Origin of the sequence: Collinsella sp. Sow4_E3 (genome assembly GCF_052116285.1) — a bacterium.
Lineage (GTDB): Bacteria > Actinomycetota > Coriobacteriia > Coriobacteriales > Coriobacteriaceae > Collinsella.
The window spans coordinates 1-18,097 of the sequence record NZ_JBQKLJ010000015.1 but is presented as its reverse complement, the minus strand read 5'-3'; the positions used below and the strand labels follow the sequence as shown (position 1 = coordinate 18,097).

The following is an 18,097-nucleotide window of genomic DNA, read 5'->3' as shown; positions in this document are numbered from 1 at the left end:
GGCGAGCATGTTTAAATATGGAAAAAAAGCTGGCTACATGGGCATCGCGCTGCTGGTGCTTGCGGTGCTTCCGCTGGTGGTCGCAGCGTTTGTAATCCCCAACATTGGTCCCGAGGTGGCAACAAAGTTTAATGCCGCCGGTGAGGTGACGCGCTGGGGCAAGAGCTACGAGCTGCTGGCATTGCCGGTGCTCAACCTGCTGCTGAGCGTGGCGACGTACTTTACGGCGGGACGCCAGGCAAAGAACAATGAGGACTCCGCCGCCATGGCGCGCATCGTGTGCGAGCGCTACCTGCGAAACGGCTGCATCACGGGCGCATTCCTCAACGTAATTAACGTCTACTTTATGTATTCGGCGATTACCGGTACAGGCTTTGGCCTGGGCTTTTAGCTTGCGCCTTTAGGCAACGAGCCTGCAAGCATATTCGATGGCTGCTGCGAGGCCGCCGCTCGATCGTGGTTGAAAGACCACATCGGCGGCGGCCTCGTTTTCGTATCCGGCACCGCGAAGGCAGAGCGCGATACCGGCTTCCAAGAGAAGGGGCAGGCCACACTGGCTGGTTGCGATTACGGCAGCCTGATTGAGTGAGCAGCCGTGCGCTTGGCATTGGATGGCAAGTTCACCTTGCGCCGGGCAAGGGACCAAAACGGCGGCGACGCGACTTGATAGCAATGCAAATGCTGTGCGCTCATCGGGCGAAAGGCATTCTGCTTCAACGACGACGAGCTTGGGCGGTGCGCTGTTTGTGCGAAGCGTGGCTCGGTACATGCGGACCGAAGAACCCGACATAGAAAACTCCTGTATATTAGGCAAAACGTAAACTATAGTTTACGTTTTTGTTTTGCTCCATTTCAAACTCGTCTGCATGAACGAACATGCGAAACAGATTCTTGGCGAGCGAGTCGAGCGGACGCGCAAGGCCCTTGGTATCTCCAAGGTCGATTTTTGCGTGGCGGTTGGAATCAGCCGACCTTATCTCGATCAAATCGAAAACGGAACGGCAAACAGCACGCTCGAGATTTTATTTAAACTTGCGCCCGCGCTTGGCATGACGGTGTCAGAGCTCCTCGAGGGCATTGAGTAGGCGTTTTTGCTAGATTTGTCGTTTGCTGAACGGGTCCCCCCGACGGCGGCGTGCAAAAACCCGAGTATTCAGCATCCCTCAATAAATTGACAGCAACCGAAGGCGCAAATACGATGCTTGCTGTTTTTGATTATCCACAAAATTCATTATTATGAGGAATAATTGACGCGTGGGACGAGCCTATCGAACCGAAAAGCGATTTACAGCTAGCGGTTTTAACGTTTCTGGAAGGGGCGGGTGCTGAAAACTCCGCTTTTTGCACGTTCCGAGAGGTACCACGTGCCCCACAAGGCCCAAAGAGGCGGATTTTGTTTTATCTACACCATCGGGATGCGGTCATGGTTGACTTGGCTGTAGAACAGGCGCTGAATCTCGGCCGCATCACGTGACTGGCCGAGCGCCCACATGGTCTTGGCCACGAGCGTTTCGGTGGTCATATCGTCGCCGCGCAAAATACCCGGATGGTCGGCGTAGGCACGGCCGACCTCATAAACACCCAGATCGAGGCCCTCTTCGGGGACCTGTGTGGTCATAACGACGGTGCGACCCGAATCGACCCAGCGGAAAATTGCCTCCTGGAATGACTCGCCGGACTCGCCAAACTCGGGAATACCGCCAATGCCAAAGGTTTCCAGAATTACGGCGTCGTAGCTATCGGTCAGGGCGTCCAATACGCCTGGATTCACGCCGGGTGTGAGCTTAAGGACAAACACGCGCGAGTCGATACGGTCGTAGAAACGAACCGGGCTCTCATTCTGGTGGGTGCCGTGGAGCCCGTTGCGCACGATGCGGTCGTTGCGGATGTAGGCAATGGGCGGATAGTTGACGCTAATGAACGCGTTAAAGCTCATGGTGCGCTGCTTGCGGGCGCGCGTGCCGGCGATGGCCACACCGCCAAACACGATTGAGACGTCGTGCGAATGCTCGTCAAGCGCATAGAGCAGGCTCTGGTACAGATTGAGCTTGGCATCGGTAAAGGGGTTGCCCATGGGCTTTTGCGAGCCGGTGAGCACGATGGGCTTGGGGCTGTCCTGAATCAGGTAAGAAAGCGCCGCCGCGGTGTAGCTCATGGTGTCGGTGCCGTGCAGAATCACGAAGCCGTCGTGGTCGGCATAGCCCTCGACGATGACGTCGAGGATACGCATCCAGTCACTCGGACGCATATTGGTGCTGTCGATGTTCATGGGCTGCACGACGTCGAGCTCGCAGAGGCCCGAGATCTCGGGGACGCTCTGGGCGAGCTCCTCACCGGTCAGGGCGGGAGAGAGGCCGTTGCCGTCCTCGGTCGATGCGATGGTGCCGCCCGTGGCGATGAGAAGGATGCGCTTCATGTTGGTGTTCCTATCGTATTTGCCGCCCCAGAGGCGGAGTCGTTCGGCAGTATTGTGGCACAGGGTGTCCAATGTTCAAACGTATTACATCATCTGTAACGTTTGGTAACACTTCAATTGCCGTCAAATAGGGGCCCAGGTCGTGCGTTTGCCGTGCGCTGATGGCTGCGAGGGACGAGAAACCCCATATAACGTGTACACTATGAAAGTTATTCTCGTTTATTCGCGCGGGTGGGCATCGGCTCCCCGCCAACAAGAGGGGGAAACCATGGATCAAAAGGCTTCCGCAAAGGTCCTCGTACTCGACTTTGGTGCGCAGTACGGTCAGCTCATTGCCCGTCGCGTCCGCGACCTCAACGTGTATTCCGAGATTGTTCCCTGCGACATCTCGGCCGATGAGATTCGCGAGATGAACGCCTCTGCGCTCATCCTTTCCGGCGGCCCGGCCTCTGTGTACGCCGAGGACGCTCCGTCCATCGATCCTGCCATCTTTGACCTGGGCCTTCCCGTCCTGGGCTTCTGCTACGGCCATCAGATCACGGCCGTGACGCTCGGCGGCAAGGTCGGTCACTCCGAGGTGGGCGAGTACGGCCGCGCCACTATTACGCGCACTGCCGGCGCCAAGCTCTTTAACTCCACGCCCATGCAGCAAACCGTGTGGATGAGCCACCGCGACGCCGTGTCCGAGGTGCCCGAGGGCTTTACCGTTACCGCCAGCACCGACGTGTGCCCGGTTGCCGCCATGGAGTGCCCCGAGCGCAAGATTTTCACCACGCAGTTCCACCCCGAGGTCAAGCACTCCGAGTACGGTCAGCAGCTGCTGAGCAACTTCCTGTTTGAGATCTGCGGCCTGGAGCCCAACTGGAGCATGGACAACCTGGTCGAGACCATGACGGCCGAGTTCCGCGAGAAGGTCGGTAGCGACCGCGTGATTTTGGCCCTGTCCGGTGGCGTCGACTCCTCCGTCGTGGCTGCGCTGGGCGCTCGCGCCGTGGGCAAGCAGATGACCTGTGTGTTCATCAACCACGGCCTGCTGCGCAAGGGCGAGCCCGAGCAGGTGGAGGAGGTCTTCACCAAGCAGTTCGATGTCGACTTTATCCACGTTCACGCCGAGGACCGTTATGCCGAGCTTCTGGCCGGCGTGACCGAGCCCGAGGAGAAGCGCCGCATCATCGGTACTCAGTTCTGGAAAGAGTTCTTCGCCGTGGCGCAGCAGCTCGAGACCGATGGCAAGCCGGTCAAGTACCTGGCTCAGGGCACCATCTACCCCGACATCATCGAGTCCGGCGCTCGCAAGACGGGCGGCAAGACGGCCACCATCAAGAGCCATCACAACCTGATCCCGTTCCCCGAGGGCGTACACTTCGACCTCATTGAGCCGCTTGATCACTTCTTTAAGGACGAGGTCCGCGCACTTGGTCTGGCACTGGGTCTGCCGGGTCATATCGTGTTCCGTCAGCCTTTCCCGGGCCCGGGTCTGGCCATCCGCATTATCGGTGCGGTCGACAAGGAGAAGCTCGAGATCCTCAAAAACGCCGATGCCATCGTGCGCGAGGAGCTGGATGCCTACAACCAGCGCCTGTTTGAGCAGACCGGCGAGCGCAACTCCGAGCACAGCTGCTGGCAGTATTTCGCGGTCCTGCCCGACATCAAGTCCGTTGGCGTTATGGGCGACGAGCGCACCTATCAGCGCCCGATCATCCTGCGTGCCGTCGAATCCAGTGATGCCATGACCGCCGACTGGGCCAAGCTGCCCTACGAGGTGCTGGCCCGCATTTCCGGCCGCATCGTGGCCGAGGTTCCCGGCGCCAACCGCGTGTGCTACGACATTACGTCCAAGCCGCCCGCGACCATTGAGTGGGAGTAAGTGAAAATCCTACTTAAGGCACATTTTTTTGCAGTCTGTCGTTAATTAGTGCCTTAACTGCAGAACTTGAGCCCGACTCGCTTAGCGAGTCGGGCTTTTTTCGTGCACGAATCGAGAATCGGGTGCCTGACCGCATTCAATGAACGCCAAGTGAGCAACGTTGCAAATGCCCCTATATCGGCACAATTGCAACATGGGTCTGAATCAAAGGCCGTTCAGGCTCGAGCCCGGGAGGGTTCCAGCTCGCTCTCGTGCGGCAGCAGCAGATCGCAGAGGTTTACGTGCAGGCCCCGGTAGTCCGGGCATATGCGCTCGAGCACGGTGACACAGCTCTCGACGTCGAACCGCGCGATCCAGCGCGCCTCGACGAGGAGCTGCGCTAGGTACGCCTCCACGTAGTCGATCCCCAAAAGACCCGGGCCCACCGGCTCGCTCAGCTGGTAGTCGATGTCGCAGGGGACCTCGTGCGCGGCGAAGTGGACGTCGTAGCGCCTCTTTAACTCTCCCAGGCTCGCCAACGTGTCGCGCAGCGCCACGTTGCGGATGGGCGGCATGGTCGCAACCACGTCCCACCAGAGAGCGAGGGCCGCGTCCGTCCGCTTCTGGAGTGCGCGAACGCCCTCATGCCAGAGCACGATGGGATCGTCAACGTCGAGCACGATGGCGGCCTCCTCGGGCGTGGCGTCTGCGACGCCCAGCGCATAGGCGACCGACATGGCGAGTTCATGTATCTCGCAGGCCGACACGCTCGACGATCCGGCAGCACAGTACAGGTCGGCAACGTGCGCCAGAAGGCGCGTAAAATTATCCGACGCCCTACCTGCGTTGGGGACGCCAGCTCCTCCGCTAATCGCCCCAGCCATCGGACCACCCCTCTCCGTCCCAGCCATCCACATACTCGTCGAAGTCCCACTCGGCGGAATCGAATGTGTACGCGCGCCCCTCGTCGTCGACGATGCGGTACTCGCCGTCGTCCCCCGCCTCGGCCGCGCGCATGTATTCGGCGGAGAAGCGCATGACCTCCTTCGCCGGCATCGATGCGACCTCGGCAGCGTCTCCCCACGCGTCCAGGCAGTTTCGCAGGGCGTCGGCGATCTCCGCGTCAGGCACGTCGACGGACAGCTCGTCGCGGATGGCATAGAAGGCGTCCTGCAGCTCTGCAAGCACCTTCGCCACGCTGGTTTGCGAAAGATACGGCGAGCCTGACACAGCTCCGGCTACCTCGACGATAGCCGGCAGCCCGAACTCCACCCGCTCGGTGTCAGCCAGCGCCTCAACCCGGCGCTCGGCCAGCATCCGATAGTCCTCCCGCGTGATCGAGAGGCCACCTGAAGCAAGCCGCCCGTTCACCTCGGCCAACGTCGACCCCGCGACGCTCGTTGAAAACGCAAGCCACATGTCAAATCCCATGGACAACACCCCTTCCAAAATCGCGGTCAATGCCTAATATCGCGTGGGGGCGCCAAGTTCAAGACTGAAAATCTTGACCAGAGTATGGTAATGTGGCCACTGTCAGACGGCGCTTCTCCACGAAAGCTTACGCCACAGCGATGCGCCCTGGCGCACTTGCCGCACCTTCTGCAGGGTGCTGGCGATCGGATCTAACTCTGCTATCGAGGGAAGAGAAAACAGCTCTTCAGAGGGTCGCCCTCATCGGCATTTTCATCGTTTTACCATCCTTTTATCTTATGCTGAAATGAAAAGTAAAATGGGATGTCAGCGACACTGTCGGCTTTGTTCGCGTTGTTGGCGCCGAGTCAATAACGCCAATGTTTACATGCTGATTCCCGCTCCCGTAGGTCAACGATGGGAATCGACAGGGAAGCGGCTAGCGCACATTGTTCGATTTTTTTCAAGGATTCGCGGCGGTCCCGCCCCTCGCAGCAATCTACAATAGGCGTGTTGAGAACCAGCCGAAGCCTTCGGCAAGCACCGGCGAGAGAAAGGCTCAGGTGCATGAGGAACTAGCGATGCCCATACACAACACCCGTAACCAGACTTTCATGCTGGCGGCCATGCCCGAACGGGTGCAGCATCGTGCGTCCAAGCACCAACCTCAATCCAAGCAATCCCTACAAGATTCAGCAAGGCGCAATGCTGCATCCCATGGCCTCCTGCGGAAACCGAAGGCAAAATGCAGCTCAACCACTTTCGGATTCCATTCGACCAAGGAGAAAACTGATGTCGTCGAGCGCGGAGTATCTAAATTACATACTGGACCTGTTGCATGAGGTTCCCGCCCCGACCTATCGCAAGATGATGGGCGAATACCTGTTGTACAGCGACGGTGTCCTGTTCGGCGGCATCTACGACGACAGATTCCTTCTGAAAGACGTCCCGGCCGCACGGGAAGCCTTTTCAACGGAGCAAGTCCCCTATGAGGGGGCGAAGCCGATGCTTCTCGTTGATAGCGAAAATCCAACGCTAATCGCGGCAGTGGTCGATGCCATGCTCCCCCAGCTCCCCCTTCCGAAAAAGAGGAAATAATCTTCTTGACCCTCCCCAAAGGGGAGGCCTCAAAATAGGCGTCGTCAGAGGAAAGGAGGCATCTCAGATGCTGAAAATCGGAGAGTTCTCCAAATTGTCCATGCTCACGGTGAAGACCCTGCGCTTCTACGAGAAGGAGGGCCTTTTGCAGCCCGCCCAGGTAGACCCATGGACGGGCTATCGCCTGTACGAGACATCGCAGCTCAAGGACGCGGCGCACGTCAAGGCCCTTCGCCAGCTGGGCATTCCGGTTGCCCAGATCAAGGCCATACTTGCCGGCGCAGACCAGCGGGAGATTCTCCTGGAGCAGGCGCGCACGCTCCAACAGCAAGAAGCAGAGATTGCCAAAAGCCTTTCCGTCATCCACCACCTACTGGAAGGAAACGGCATGAAGTACCAAGTAACCGAAAAGACCATCCCCGCTTGCATCGTCTACTACTCCGAGGCCACGCTTTCTCGCTACTCCGACGCCATGAGCTGGATTCCCGCCCAGGGCGCCGAGGCGAAGGCCCTGAACCCCGGCCTGAAGTGCGCCGAACCACCTTATGAGTTCGTGGAGTACCTGGATTGCGAGTACCGCGAATCCGATGTGCGCGTGCGCCACTCCGAGGCCGTGGAAGCGTTCGGCGTGGAAAGTGACAACATCAAGTTCCGCGAGGTCCCCGAAACCAAGGTGCTGAGCATCTACCACCAGGGCGCCTATGACAACATCGGCGAGGCCTATTCGTTCATCATGAAGTATGCCGAGGACAACGGCTACAAGGTGGCCGGCTTCTCCCGTGAAAGCTACATCGACGGCATTTGGAACAAGGAGTCCGTTGACGAATGGCTCACCGAGATCCAACTGCCCGTCGAGTAAGGCGGATTCCCCATCTGAAGGGTTGCAGCTAATCGCAAAAGCAAAAGTGGCTCGGCCGAACATCAGCCGAGCCACTAAACGTAAGGCAGAATCGAGAACTGCCTATGGTAATTAACTTTATTTTCAGACCTCTAAGCCATTGGTCCAAAACGAAGGCGTTTGTCACGCGAAAAACAGCCCGTGACAACATTTTGACAACATGGATTTTCGCGAATTTTGTTTAATCCAGCGTAAAACTCTTCAAAATGCCGCACTACGACAAAAACTGAAGAAAATACGGCACGATTTGATTATTGAGTGGGAATAGGAGAAAATTGGGAATAGAATTCCCAATTTTAGTAGGAACAGCGTAATTAGGTACGCGAATGGGGAGGGGAGTCCCGCGGGACTCCCCTCTGTTTAGATCGAGAATTAGAACGGTAACGTCACGTATGCTTTATACGTGCTTGCATTTGCGATACGCGGCTAACGCGATGCCGACTGCTATCAGGGCTGCTGCACTGAAGCAGAGGGATGCCAGGAGTGCCATCTGGTTGTCACCGGTCCGGGGGATTATTGAGTTGGTGGGAGCGGAGTCGACATTCTTTTCCCACTGGGCGTACAGGGTGGTGTCCTGGTCTGCGTTCTTCTTGGGGTCGAAGGCCTGCTTGCCTTCCTTGTCGTAGGTCCAGCCTTTGAAGGTGTAGCCTTCAGCGGTGGGATCATCGATAAGGGTGATGGGCTTGCCCCTCTTGGTCTGCTTGGTCACACTGTCGCCGTGGCCGTTCATGTCGAAGGTGACATCGACCATTTCGATGATGGGAGTGGAGGGAGCTTCCCAGACAGCCGTGAAGGTGATGTTTTCTTTAGCGGTGTATTCGCCTTTAAGGGGATCGGTGCCTTCGGAGCCCTTAGGAATCCAGCCAACGAATGTGTAGTCGCCGTCAGTGCCGAGGTCAGGGAGTTCGACGACTTGGCCCTTGTTCACGGTCACGGCTTCAGGTGCGGTCCCGAATTCGGATTCGAAGGAAACGGTGACCTTTTCCTTTTCGGTCCATTTGGCGTAGACGGTCATGTTCGTAGCGGCGGTGCCGTTGAACGAGGTGGTGAGGCTCTCATCGGTGAACCAGCCGCCGAAGTCATAATTCGGGTCTGTGGGCTGGGGCAGGGTGACGGACGTCCCCTTCTTGACCGTAATGGGGTTGATGATCTGGGTTCCGTGGCTGTTCATATTGAAGGTCACGGTGACGGTTTCGTAAAGCTCTGCTTTAGTGAATCGGGTAGTGGGTTTCGAGCCTTCAATGGAAGGTGCTCCGGTTTGGCCGCCATTAGGAATAGGGTCTGTAAATTTGGCGATTAATGTTTGTCCATCATTCGTTGTCAACTCGAGGACAGATGGGGGAATTGGACCTCCGTCGTTATTCGTGATATGGGCCTCCAGGTGATCGTTCCGGCTATCTATTTTTATTTCAAGCGAAAGGTTCTTTTCATTTGCTTCAACGACGCCATATCCCGGCGCTTTGACTTCATTCCAAGTGGCAATGGGCTCTTCGCCTTCAGCCCAGGCGTAATTCTGGGTGCCGGAGAAGGTGAAGGCGCAAACGCCGACGATGGCTGCGAGCGTGAGGACGAAAACCGTCCGGCGCCTGGCCAAGGTCTCTTTAGCCTGTATCTTCATCGTATCCTCCAATTCAAGCGTGCGTTCCCTATTGCAACATTGCATTTCATGTTAACAGAGAATTATTTTCGGGCATGTCCCTTGCTCGGCTCGGGCTTGCTCTGGACGGGGATGCTTCGTGGTCTTGATGGGGTGGGTGCCTGGTTCGAAGGAGGCAGAATCTGGTTTGGTGGTGCAGAAAAGTAACAAATATGATTTATTAGAGGGGTAATTACATTCAACCGACGCATAGCCAACAAAGATTCGGTTATTCTTTACCAAATCGAAAAAACGCAGCAACACACTGTACGTCGTGTTGCGTTTTACGTTGGTTCAATTCGATGCGATTGGAGCAGACATGAGCTTCATGGATTCCAAATTCTCCAAATGGGGAGAGGTCGCAACTGCAGTTCTCTCCCAATCGCTTGCGAAAAGATTTGCGAGGGTGATGCTGGCGGCAGTGCTGGCAGCATCTTTTCTGCCCGTCGCAGCTTTCGCTGATGCCCCTGCAATCAGTGGCCCAAATCAGATTAAGTACTACATGACTGCGCAATATACCAATGGAACATCAAGGTCTGAATATAATTGGACTTGGTCCTCTGAGGACGGTGGAGCTATCGAAATCTCGAGTATTGACAAATCGCCTAATGGGCAGACCGTTTCTGTAACGGGAACTGAACTCGGCCACGTGACTTTGATGGTTTCGGGGGGTGATGCGGATGAGGAACGCTTCGAAATCGAGATTACAAAGCGTGACGTAAGGTTGTCTTCCTCGAGCGACTACAAGATCTATGGCGGCACCCCTCTTACTATCGGAGGAATTAGTGTCGATGGGGACGGTTGGGCTCCTCTTGACGAAGACGGAGTTCGATTCAATATTACCGGGTCTCAGACGAATGCTGGCGAATCGGAAAATACGTTTGACGTAGTGTTACCTTTAGGTAGTGAGGAATACTTCGAGAAACACTACAATATTTCCATACGTTATGGTGTCTTGAGGGTCGAAAAGCGTCCGGTCACCCTGACCTCCGCGAGTGGTTCCAAGGAGTACGACGGCAAGCCCTTGACCAATCACGAGGTCACCGTTGGGGAGGCTGCCTGGGGCACTGGTTGGGTCGATGGCCAAGGTGCCACCTATTCTTTCACCGGCTCGCAGAAGATCGTCGGCTCCTCCGAGAATGCGTTCGAATGCATCCCCAACGAGGGAACCAATCTGGACAACTATCAGATCAACAAGACGTACGGGACCCTGACCGTTACCGACCGTAGCGAGAAGTACCATATCACCCTCACTCCCAATTCCAAGTCCGTGACCTACGACGGCACCGAGAAGTCCGCATCCGGTTTCGAGACCCTGGAGTTCCAGATCAATGGTCAGACCTTCTACGTTTCCGGCGTTGAGGCTTCTGCAACGGGCACCGATGCAGGCGAGTACCCTGTCAAGGTTTCCGGCCAAGCCGTCGTCATCGATTCCGACGGCAACGATGTGACCGACCAGTTCACCGTGAACATCGACGATGCCAAGCTGACCATCGTCGGGGGCGACTCCGATAAGTCTGCATCCAATCTCCCTCACACCGGCGATAGTGCCGCCCTCTATGCAATGGGCATCTGCGGCGTTGCGATCGCTGCCGGTGCTGGGGCGCTCTTCACGTTCAGAAAGCGCAACAACTATAAATAAGCACGGATACCATTGGTGCAGCTCCATTGAAATGAAGCGCTAAGATAATCAGAAAAGGCACCTTCCCGTCTGGGAAGGTGCCAACTTTGTGCGCCGAGCATGGCATGTCAGAGAGCAAGCGTTTTGTTGAGGGAGTAAATTGTTTGCCAGCAGCCTCTGACCATGCTAAATCTGTCTACTATTCAAACAGAAAAACGAGCAGCTCAACATATTTTCCTGCAGAAAAGAATACGGCAGTGCACGCAACGCGGCCGGCCCCTTCCCTTCCTGCCGAAATCCCCACGCCTGCCATCCGCTTTTTCTATGCAAATATTCACAAAAACGCGAAAAAGGAATAAAAATACCTTATCGATTATTTGACGAGAAAGGGAACACAATGGGTAGACTCGAAGGCAAAGTTGCTATCGTAACGGGCTCCACCAGCGGTATTGGCATCGGTATCGCAAAGGTATACGCAGCCGAGGGCGCAACGGTTGTTATTAGTGGTCGTCGTGCCGAAAAAGGCCAAGTTGTAGTTGATCAAATTGTTGAAGCAGGCGGCAAGGCAAGCTTCCACTATTTCGACATTACCGAACCAGCAAGCATCGAAGCGCTTATTGCAGACACTGTAGAGCAATACGGCAAGCTCGATATTTTGGTAAACAATGCAGCAAACGTTGCCCTCAAGGACGGTCGTGTTGACGAGCTCACCCTTGAAATGTGGGACGCTATTTTGGAAAGCGACCTGCGCGGCACCTTCTATGCAACGAAGTGCGCTATCCCCTACATGAAAGAAATTGGTGGCGGCGCAATCGTCAACATTGGCTCTATGGCATCATGTGCAGGCGACTTAGGTTCTACCGCTTATGCATGCGCCAAGGCGGGCGTAGACATCTTCACGCAATACGTTGCCTTGCAATACGGCAAAGACAACATCCGCTGCAATTGCATCCGTCCAGGCTTGATTGTTACGCCAGAAAACGAGGCGAAGGTTCCTCAGATGCTCAAAGATATCTTCTTGGGTAGCATCATGGTTAACCGCTACGGTTGCCCAGAAGACATTGCTCATGCAGCCGTATATTTTGGCTCCGATGAAAGTACCTACACCACGGGACAGATCATCAACGTTGACGGCGGCATGAATTCGCACGCTCCAACCGTTGCTCAGTTCCGCCAGATGAATTCCCGCACGTGGTAATTCGTACAGGCGAATAGACCAGTACGAAAGCGCGAACGCGAGAATGCGGAAAGCGTGAACGCATGAACGCATGAACGTGCTAGAGTGTGAATGCGCGAAGGTGCGCATGACTGAATGCGCGAAAGCACACCACGCACGCAAAAGATTTCTTGCAGATAGAATCTACATGGCCGCTCTTTGCGGGTGGCCATGTTTTTTGCGCAGGCAATCTGTTGGCTAAGACTTATAGGACAAAATGTGTGTCCACGTTGGGGGGCATCGGCGCAGGTCGACGCCCCTTTTTCAGCCGTATAAATTCCGTGCCCGCTTTTAACCGCTCGGATAGAATGTGTGTCCGGTTGCCTATCGTTCCCACAGGTATATAACCTTTTCCGGAACCGTTAAATACCTTTTCGGAAGAGGTGCCCATGAAGACCGTCTATTGCCCCTACTGCGGCGGGCGGCCTTCAGGAGCAGGACGGCCGAGTTCTGGGAGGTCTGGTCCACGCTCGCCCCCCCCGACGGCGGGGGCGGGTTCGCCAAGGCCGTGCGCGAGACCTGGCCGCAAACCATGGTCCAGCGCTGCCTTTGGCATGCTTTCTCCCAGGTGAACAGGCACATGACTAGCAGGCCGAGGCTGAGGGCGGGGATCGAGCTGAGGGGGCTGGCCGTCGACCTTATGCACGTTGAGACCCTGAGGGAGGCCGGGTAGCGGCGGGCGCCTTCTCGGCAGATACATCGATTGAAAGGCCCGATCCATTCTCGACAGGCACGATGCCGAACTCGTCCTCCAGCTGCAGAAGGAGGCCCAGGAGGTCTCGGGCGTTCTCTGCCCTGAAGTCCAACAGGCAAGCGGAGAGATGTCGAGAGCTTCGGCGATGGCTTCCACCTGAGGCTGCTTGGGAGTCCTGAAATCCGTCTCATAGTGACGGATCGCGCCCTTGGAGACGCCGATTTTCTCGCCCAGCTCTCCCTGATAGAGCCCGCGAAGCTTACGGTAGTACCTGATTTTCTCGCCGGTAGTAAAGTGCGCTAAAGCAAATTGGAGAGCGAGAAGCCCTTTCGGGATACAGCGTGTTTGCGTATTGCCGCAGTGCCGGTAAGGACTGCGAAGTCGCATAGATTGGCCCCCGCGGCTCTGCGGGACTAATGACCGCTGAGCCGCGGGGGCTTGTGTTCGAGGGTTTGTGAGCCGTTCTGTAATGCTGGCACCTTTTGACGTGGTTCTATCCCTTGTAGACGATGCGGCCGTCGGAGATGGTGTAGACCACGCGCGTGTCGGAGATGGCCTTGGCATCGGCTTCGAGAATGTTGGTATCCAGCACGACGAGATCGGCGAACTTGCCTACTTCAACGGTGCCGATAATATCGTCCATGAAGTTCTGGTAGGCGTCGTTCTTGGTGTAGGCCTCGAGCAGCTGATAGGCTGTGAGCCCCTGTTCGGGCCAGCGGGTCATGTCGGTGTCCTCTTCCTCGGGATAGGGCGAGTTGCGGGTAACGCCAACCTCGATCGCATCGAGCGGGGCAAATGGAATGACGGGGGCGTCTGAGGAGCCGCTGATGCAGATGCCTGCCTCGGCCAAGTGCTTTGTTGGGTACAACGCCATGGCGCGCTCGTCGCCGATATAGGCGCGCTCCAGGTCCATGAGATCATCGTGGTACATCATCAGGAATTGGAGATTCGCCACTACATCCAAATCGGCCATGCGCTGGATATCCTCATCGGTAATGGCGCATACGTGGGTGATCGTGTGCCGCGCGTCGCGCTTCCCATTGGTCGCCCGAGCCTCCTCGAAGGCATCAAGGGTGCCGTGAACGGCGCCGTCGCCCATGGCGTGCACGTGCACCTGAACGCCTTCTGCATCAAAGTCGTGTACAAGACGGGTAAAGTCTTCCTGAGACCAGATGGGTTCGCCGCACCAATGATCGCCGAGTCCCGTTGATTCCTGGTAGGGTTCCAGGAAGACGGCGGTGCCTCTTTCGGTCACTCCGTCGTAGAAAATCTTCACGGTATTCGAAGAAATCATGTCTGTGGCGGAGTCGTTGTAGGACTTGATGGCGGAAAGCACCTCGTCATAGGTGCGGCCTTCTTTCATAGTGGGGACGACGCGCATGCGCAGGGTCAAATTGCCCTCGTCCTCCAACTTGTGATACATGTCGATAATATCAAGACCGCCTTGGGTGATATTTGTAATGCCGGTTATGCCATAGGAGTTTGCTTCCTTCATGAATTTGCGCATGGCCTTTTTCAGATTATCGTTGGTCATGGTGTTGGGCATGATGGCGAATACAATTCCCTTGGCGGCATCGGAGACGCACCCCGAAGGCTCTCCCTTCTCATTGCGATAGAACAGGCCGCCTTCTGGGTCGGGGGTGTCGGCAGTTACGCCAGCCATTTCGAGGGCCTTGGAATTGACCCAAGCGGCGTGGTAGGAGACGTCGTGGATGAGAATGGGCTTATCGGGGCAGATGGCATCTAGATCTTCTTTCGAGGGCCCGGGATTCGAGCCGTCGGGAAGCTGGTAGGCATTGAGCATGAAAGGCGCTCCGATGTAGCCCTCCTCGTCGGGATGGTCTTCCACGAAGGCGCGGATTGCCTCGAGGTATTCCTCGTTGGTGGTAAGCCCCGTCAGGTCGATCTGGAAGAGGGCGTTGAACCAGTTGCCAGGGGCGTGGATGTGGCCGTCAATGAAGCCGGGGGAGACGAACTTGCCATCGAGGTCGATGACTTGAGTCTTGTCTCCTACGAAAGCATCGATGCCCGAATCGTCGCCCACGTACACGATCTTGTTGCCCGCGATAGCGACGGCTGATGCAACATCGCTTTCTGACACCATGGTCTGCACATGGCCGTTGCGGAGCACGATATCGGCAATGTTTTGATCGGCGGAACCGGGCGTGGCATTTGATCCAGGCTGCTCCCCGGATGCGCATCCCCAGAGTCCGCCCGAGAACGCGGCAGCCGCTAGGGCGCTCGATCCAATGACGAAACGACGGCGGCTGAGAGGTTGCTTCTGATGGGATGTGCTCATAAGACCCTCCTTAATTTGGTTGCAGCGCTGTCTCTTTTTTTGCGCTGCAGTAATTGAACCTTAAGAGTCAGGGGGTTCTTTGTTAAGAAAAACAGAGAGGGATTTGAGATTAATCGGAGGATGATTTTCTATCCCCCTGTCTCTGAACAGCGAAAATGCAGGGAGACAAATCGGACGTTGGGGTAGTTTTAGCCTTGGGTGCTAAATCTTCTATAATGTTGCCGCTTGATGAAGGAGGAGTCGTGTCCCTCGCTTTTCTCTACAATGTGGCAAGTTGCATCGCCTATGCGTTAGTCAGTGCTGCCTATGGGAGTCTGCACTATGTCGAGCGCAGGCGGGGCTATCTCTTCGTCGCGCTCACCTTCCTTTTGTATACGATAGATATATGTTCTGTATTCATGTATGAGTTCGTTCCGGAATTCGCGATGCAATTCGAGGGCACGCGAAACGCCTATCCTATGCTCCGCTTTGCATTCAACATGGTGGTAATCCTCTTGTATCGGCTCGTGCTCGGCAGCTTGCTCTCGCGCAGCATCTCTCCCGTCGAGGGATTATTTTGGGCAGTTTGCATGATGGTGGCTTTGGCAAGTGGCGCTTCGTCAGTCGAATCGGTTGCACTATGGCGCGAGTTTCTCTTTACCAGGTTGTTGGCGATCTGGGTAATAGGGTACGGCATCTTCTGTTTGGCGGCAGAGTTTCGACGCATGAGCCGATGGCGATGGGTTCTCTCGCTCTTACTTGTGCTCATATATGCCTTGGCGGAAGCAGCAACGTATTTGGCCTTTAGACAGGAGGGCGGCGCGCGCTCCGCCTCTCCTCGTAGGGTTCCCGTTGAGATTATGGCGCTTTGCTTCACCGTGGCTGCGTATGTCTTTCTTGCACATCATCGGCGGATGCGTAATGTGCGGTTGGCGGAATCCCTTGTGCCCTGGATTGCTCGCGAATACGGGCTGACCAAGCGCGAGGAAGCACTGTTGTCGCTCCTTGAAAAGGGCGCATCGAACAAGGAGATTGCTGAGCAAGAATGCATTTCCGTCAACACGGTGAAAACCCACATATCGAATATTTACGCCAAGCTTGGTGTGAGTGGCCGAGACGAGCTTGCGCAAAAACTTAGAAAGGAACTGAGCGGCCGCAAGAGGGCCGGGCTCTGAGAGGCTGGGGGTCGGTGCGGCTATGCGGCCGCCCCCTACGGGATCAGCCGTCTACGTATTCTTGGGCGTCGGGCGCGTCGGTTCCTTAGAACGGAGGCGCAAGGTGTTGACAGCGGCGCACAGGGCGAAGAAACCAGTTCAATATCAATCCGTTTAGGCGTTAGGACTAGTTAGGATTAGTTAGGATTAGCTAGGATTAGCCAGGGCAAGGTGTGCGGTGAGCTAATGTAATCTGAAAATAATCCTGGTTATTTCTTCTCAAAACTACGGGTGCGCCCCATGCTGTGTGGCGCAAGGGAGCGTCTCGCTCATTTCGGGGCGCTTCATGGGAGCGCGGTCCGCAAGGGGCGGTCCGGCCAACGAATTTTGAAGGAGATTTCAATGGTCAAAGATTACATCGACACCAACGACTTCACAAAAGAAGAGCTGCTCGGCATGGTAGATCTGGCCATCGCCATGAAGGGGCTCATCAAGGAGGGCGGCGAGTACCCGCACCTGCTGAAGGACAAGACCCTCGGCATGATTTTCCAGCAGGTGTCCACCCGTACCCGCATCTCCTTCGAGACGGCCATGACCGACCTCGGCGGTCACGCCGAGTTCTTCGGCCCCGGCTCCATCCAGCTGGGTGGCCATGAGTCCATCGAGGACTCCGGCCGCGTTATGGGAAGCCTCGTCGACATCCTCATGGCCCGCGTCGATCGTCATAAGGATGTAGTGAGCTTGGCGAAGTACTCCGCGGCCCCCGTCATCAACGGCATGAGCGAGTACAACCATCCCACCCAGGAGCTCGGCGACCTCATGACCATGATCGAGAACCTCCCCGAGGGCAAGAAGATCGAGGACTGCAAGTTTGCCTGGATCGGCGATGCCACCCAGACCTGCGCGTCGCTCATGTTCATCTGCACGAAGATGGGCATGGACTTCGTGCAGTTCGGACCGAAGGGGCATCAGATTCCCGACGGCTGCCTGCATATTGGCACCGATGAGGAGCGCGCCGAGTTCGGCAAGCATCTCATGGCTATCGGCGAGGAGAACTGCAAGGTCTCCGGCGGCACCATCACCATTTCCGACGACATTTCCTGCATCGAGGGCGCCGACTTCGTGTACACCGATGTGTGGTACGGCCTCTACGACAGTGAAGTCTCCAGCTCCAGCTACATGGATGTGTTCTATCCGAAGTACCAGGTGACCTGGGATATGATGAACGTTGCCGGTCCGAACAGCATGTTCATGCACTGCCTGCCCGCCAACCGTGGCGAGGAAGTCGTCGACGAGGTCATGGACGATCCCGAGCGCTCCCTGTGCTGGGTCGAGGCCGAGAACCGCAAGCACTCCATTCGCGCCATCCTGGCTACTCTGTGCCCCCAGAGCGAGCCCGACGAGGAGAAGGCTGCGGCATACCGCGCCACCATCAATGAGCGCATGGCCGCTTTCGGTAAGCACGGTCTGTAAGACGTACCAGGTCGGGCGAGCTACGGCTCGCCCGCCTTCGCAGGAGATGGGCGACCTCATGGCCATCGGCGAGGAGAACTGCAAAGTCTCCGACGACAACCGAGTGCATCAAGGGCGCCGACTTCATCTACACCGACGTGTGGTATGGCCTGTACGATGCTTTCTGATGGGCAGCAGCAGATGCTTGTCTCTTGCTGCCCATCATCTGCGCCACTGCGTGTAAGCACTGGCGCCCTGTCTGAAAACGACTGAGCAAAGGATTAAATATGAGTGACGGAAAGAAAAAGCTTTCCTTCCTGACGGTCATTTCGACCATCATCTGCGTCGTCTTCGTTTGCGAGGCCGCCGCTCCTGCTG

The 18,097-nt window shown here is 56.4% G+C and carries 17 protein-coding genes; 10 read left to right on the top strand and 7 right to left on the bottom strand.

Annotated features, from left to right (window positions below; all coding sequences use genetic code 11):
- Positions 1–7: 7 nt before the first annotated feature.
- The gene (locus ACTQ48_RS08695) at positions 8–391 is read left to right on the top strand and encodes a DUF1648 domain-containing protein (RefSeq protein ID WP_154517947.1); all 384 of its coding nucleotides are present in this window, start codon (positions 8–10) and stop codon (positions 389–391) included.
- A gap of 9 nt (positions 392–400) precedes the next feature.
- Here the strand turns inward: ACTQ48_RS08695 and ACTQ48_RS08690 are convergent, their stop codons facing one another.
- Positions 401–790 carry a hypothetical protein gene (locus ACTQ48_RS08690; protein WP_195838610.1) on the bottom strand — a complete coding sequence of 130 codons (390 nt, stop codon included), beginning with the start codon at positions 788–790 and terminating at the stop codon, positions 401–403.
- Between the two features lie 76 nt (positions 791–866).
- Here ACTQ48_RS08690 and ACTQ48_RS08685 point away from each other — a divergent pair, with 76 nt between their 5' ends.
- Positions 867–1,085 carry a helix-turn-helix domain-containing protein gene (locus ACTQ48_RS08685; protein ID WP_154517944.1) on the top strand — a complete coding sequence of 73 codons (219 nt, stop codon included), beginning with the start codon at positions 867–869 and terminating at the stop codon, positions 1,083–1,085.
- A gap of 317 nt (positions 1,086–1,402) precedes the next feature.
- Here the strand turns inward: ACTQ48_RS08685 and ACTQ48_RS08680 are convergent, their stop codons facing one another.
- Positions 1,403–2,416, bottom strand: a complete 1,014-nt coding sequence (locus ACTQ48_RS08680) for an asparaginase (RefSeq protein WP_441570626.1) — start codon at positions 2,414–2,416, stop codon at positions 1,403–1,405.
- Between the two features lie 268 nt (positions 2,417–2,684).
- Between ACTQ48_RS08680 and guaA the strand changes: the two genes are divergently transcribed.
- Positions 2,685–4,283: a glutamine-hydrolyzing GMP synthase gene (gene guaA / locus ACTQ48_RS08675; RefSeq protein WP_441570624.1), complete on the top strand. Its 1,599-nt coding sequence runs from the start codon at positions 2,685–2,687 to the stop codon at positions 4,281–4,283.
- A gap of 215 nt (positions 4,284–4,498) precedes the next feature.
- Here guaA and ACTQ48_RS08670 read toward each other — a convergent pair whose 3' ends face one another.
- Positions 4,499–5,146, bottom strand: a complete 648-nt coding sequence (locus ACTQ48_RS08670; protein ID WP_441049103.1) for a DUF6179 domain-containing protein — start codon at positions 5,144–5,146, stop codon at positions 4,499–4,501.
- A complete protein-coding gene (locus ACTQ48_RS08665) occupies positions 5,130–5,693 on the bottom strand; it encodes a DUF6323 family protein (protein ID WP_441049105.1) in 564 nt (187 codons plus the stop codon). Before ACTQ48_RS08665 ends, ACTQ48_RS08670 begins: the two co-directional genes overlap by 17 nt.
- 771 nt (positions 5,694–6,464) lie before the next feature.
- Here ACTQ48_RS08665 and ACTQ48_RS08660 point away from each other — a divergent pair.
- Positions 6,465–6,770, top strand: a complete 306-nt coding sequence (locus tag ACTQ48_RS08660; RefSeq protein ID WP_441570622.1) for a TfoX/Sxy family protein — start codon at positions 6,465–6,467, stop codon at positions 6,768–6,770.
- A gap of 67 nt (positions 6,771–6,837) precedes the next feature.
- Positions 6,838–7,629, top strand: coding sequence for a MerR family transcriptional regulator (locus tag ACTQ48_RS08655; protein ID WP_441570620.1), 792 nt, complete (start codon positions 6,838–6,840; stop codon positions 7,627–7,629).
- A 436-nt stretch (positions 7,630–8,065) separates the two neighbouring features.
- Here the strand turns inward: ACTQ48_RS08655 and ACTQ48_RS08650 are convergent, their stop codons facing one another.
- Entirely contained in the window at positions 8,066–9,286 is a 1,221-nt protein-coding gene (locus tag ACTQ48_RS08650; protein ID WP_441570618.1) for an InlB B-repeat-containing protein, read from the bottom strand.
- A 337-nt stretch (positions 9,287–9,623) separates the two neighbouring features.
- On the opposite strand from ACTQ48_RS08650, the gene ACTQ48_RS08645 reads away from it, so the two are divergent.
- The 3 genes from ACTQ48_RS08645 (at position 9,624) to ACTQ48_RS08635 (ending at position 12,123) form a co-directional block, all read left to right on the top strand.
- The gene (locus ACTQ48_RS08645; RefSeq protein WP_441567637.1) at positions 9,624–10,946 is read left to right on the top strand and encodes an LPXTG cell wall anchor domain-containing protein; all 1,323 of its coding nucleotides are present in this window, start codon (positions 9,624–9,626) and stop codon (positions 10,944–10,946) included.
- 86 nt (positions 10,947–11,032) lie between these two features.
- On the top strand, positions 11,033–11,284 hold the full coding sequence (locus ACTQ48_RS08640; RefSeq protein ID WP_427883372.1) for a hypothetical protein: 252 nt from the start codon (positions 11,033–11,035) through the stop codon (positions 11,282–11,284).
- Positions 11,285–11,322: 38 nt separating this feature from the next.
- A complete protein-coding gene (locus tag ACTQ48_RS08635; RefSeq protein WP_123220203.1) occupies positions 11,323–12,123 on the top strand; it encodes an SDR family NAD(P)-dependent oxidoreductase in 801 nt (266 codons plus the stop codon).
- 427 nt (positions 12,124–12,550) lie between these two features.
- Here ACTQ48_RS08635 and ACTQ48_RS08630 read toward each other — a convergent pair whose 3' ends face one another.
- Both ACTQ48_RS08630 and ACTQ48_RS08625 read right to left on the bottom strand, forming a co-directional pair.
- Positions 12,551–13,222, bottom strand: a complete 672-nt coding sequence (locus tag ACTQ48_RS08630) for a helix-turn-helix domain-containing protein (protein WP_441570616.1) — start codon at positions 13,220–13,222, stop codon at positions 12,551–12,553.
- A 106-nt stretch (positions 13,223–13,328) separates the two neighbouring features.
- Positions 13,329–15,134, bottom strand: a complete 1,806-nt coding sequence (locus ACTQ48_RS08625; protein WP_441570614.1) for an amidohydrolase — start codon at positions 15,132–15,134, stop codon at positions 13,329–13,331.
- Between the two features lie 242 nt (positions 15,135–15,376).
- Here ACTQ48_RS08625 and ACTQ48_RS08620 point away from each other — a divergent pair, with 242 nt between their 5' ends.
- Positions 15,377–16,288: a response regulator transcription factor gene (locus ACTQ48_RS08620; RefSeq protein ID WP_441570613.1), complete on the top strand. Its 912-nt coding sequence runs from the start codon at positions 15,377–15,379 to the stop codon at positions 16,286–16,288.
- 381 nt (positions 16,289–16,669) lie between these two features.
- Positions 16,670–17,740, top strand: a complete 1,071-nt coding sequence (gene ptcA / locus ACTQ48_RS08615; protein WP_441017462.1) for a putrescine carbamoyltransferase — start codon at positions 16,670–16,672, stop codon at positions 17,738–17,740.
- Positions 17,741–18,097 lie beyond the last annotated feature (357 nt).

Bases quoted from the DNA above. Each gene is read 5' to 3' on its own strand.
- ACTQ48_RS08670 (WP_441049103.1), bottom strand. From the start codon at position 5,146: ATGGCTGGGGCGATTAGCGGAGGAGCTGGCGTCCCCAACGCAGGTAGG.
- ACTQ48_RS08625 (WP_441570614.1), bottom strand. From the start codon at position 15,134: ATGAGCACATCCCATCAGAAGCAACCTCTCAGCCGCCGTCGTTTCGTC.
- ptcA (WP_441017462.1), top strand. From the start codon at position 16,670: ATGGTCAAAGATTACATCGACACCAACGACTTCACAAAAGAAGAGCTG.
- ACTQ48_RS08645 (WP_441567637.1), top strand. From the start codon at position 9,624: ATGAGCTTCATGGATTCCAAATTCTCCAAATGGGGAGAGGTCGCAACT.
- ACTQ48_RS08630 (WP_441570616.1), bottom strand. From the start codon at position 13,222: ATGCGACTTCGCAGTCCTTACCGGCACTGCGGCAATACGCAAACACGC.
- ACTQ48_RS08690 (WP_195838610.1), bottom strand. From the start codon at position 790: ATGTCGGGTTCTTCGGTCCGCATGTACCGAGCCACGCTTCGCACAAAC.
- ACTQ48_RS08660 (WP_441570622.1), top strand. From the start codon at position 6,465: ATGTCGTCGAGCGCGGAGTATCTAAATTACATACTGGACCTGTTGCAT.
- ACTQ48_RS08650 (WP_441570618.1), bottom strand. From the start codon at position 9,286: ATGAAGATACAGGCTAAAGAGACCTTGGCCAGGCGCCGGACGGTTTTC.
- guaA (WP_441570624.1), top strand. From the start codon at position 2,685: ATGGATCAAAAGGCTTCCGCAAAGGTCCTCGTACTCGACTTTGGTGCG.
- ACTQ48_RS08680 (WP_441570626.1), bottom strand. From the start codon at position 2,416: ATGAAGCGCATCCTTCTCATCGCCACGGGCGGCACCATCGCATCGACC.
- ACTQ48_RS08655 (WP_441570620.1), top strand. From the start codon at position 6,838: ATGCTGAAAATCGGAGAGTTCTCCAAATTGTCCATGCTCACGGTGAAG.
- ACTQ48_RS08685 (WP_154517944.1), top strand. From the start codon at position 867: ATGAACGAACATGCGAAACAGATTCTTGGCGAGCGAGTCGAGCGGACG.
- ACTQ48_RS08695 (WP_154517947.1), top strand. From the start codon at position 8: ATGTTTAAATATGGAAAAAAAGCTGGCTACATGGGCATCGCGCTGCTG.
- ACTQ48_RS08665 (WP_441049105.1), bottom strand. From the start codon at position 5,693: ATGGGATTTGACATGTGGCTTGCGTTTTCAACGAGCGTCGCGGGGTCG.
- ACTQ48_RS08635 (WP_123220203.1), top strand. From the start codon at position 11,323: ATGGGTAGACTCGAAGGCAAAGTTGCTATCGTAACGGGCTCCACCAGC.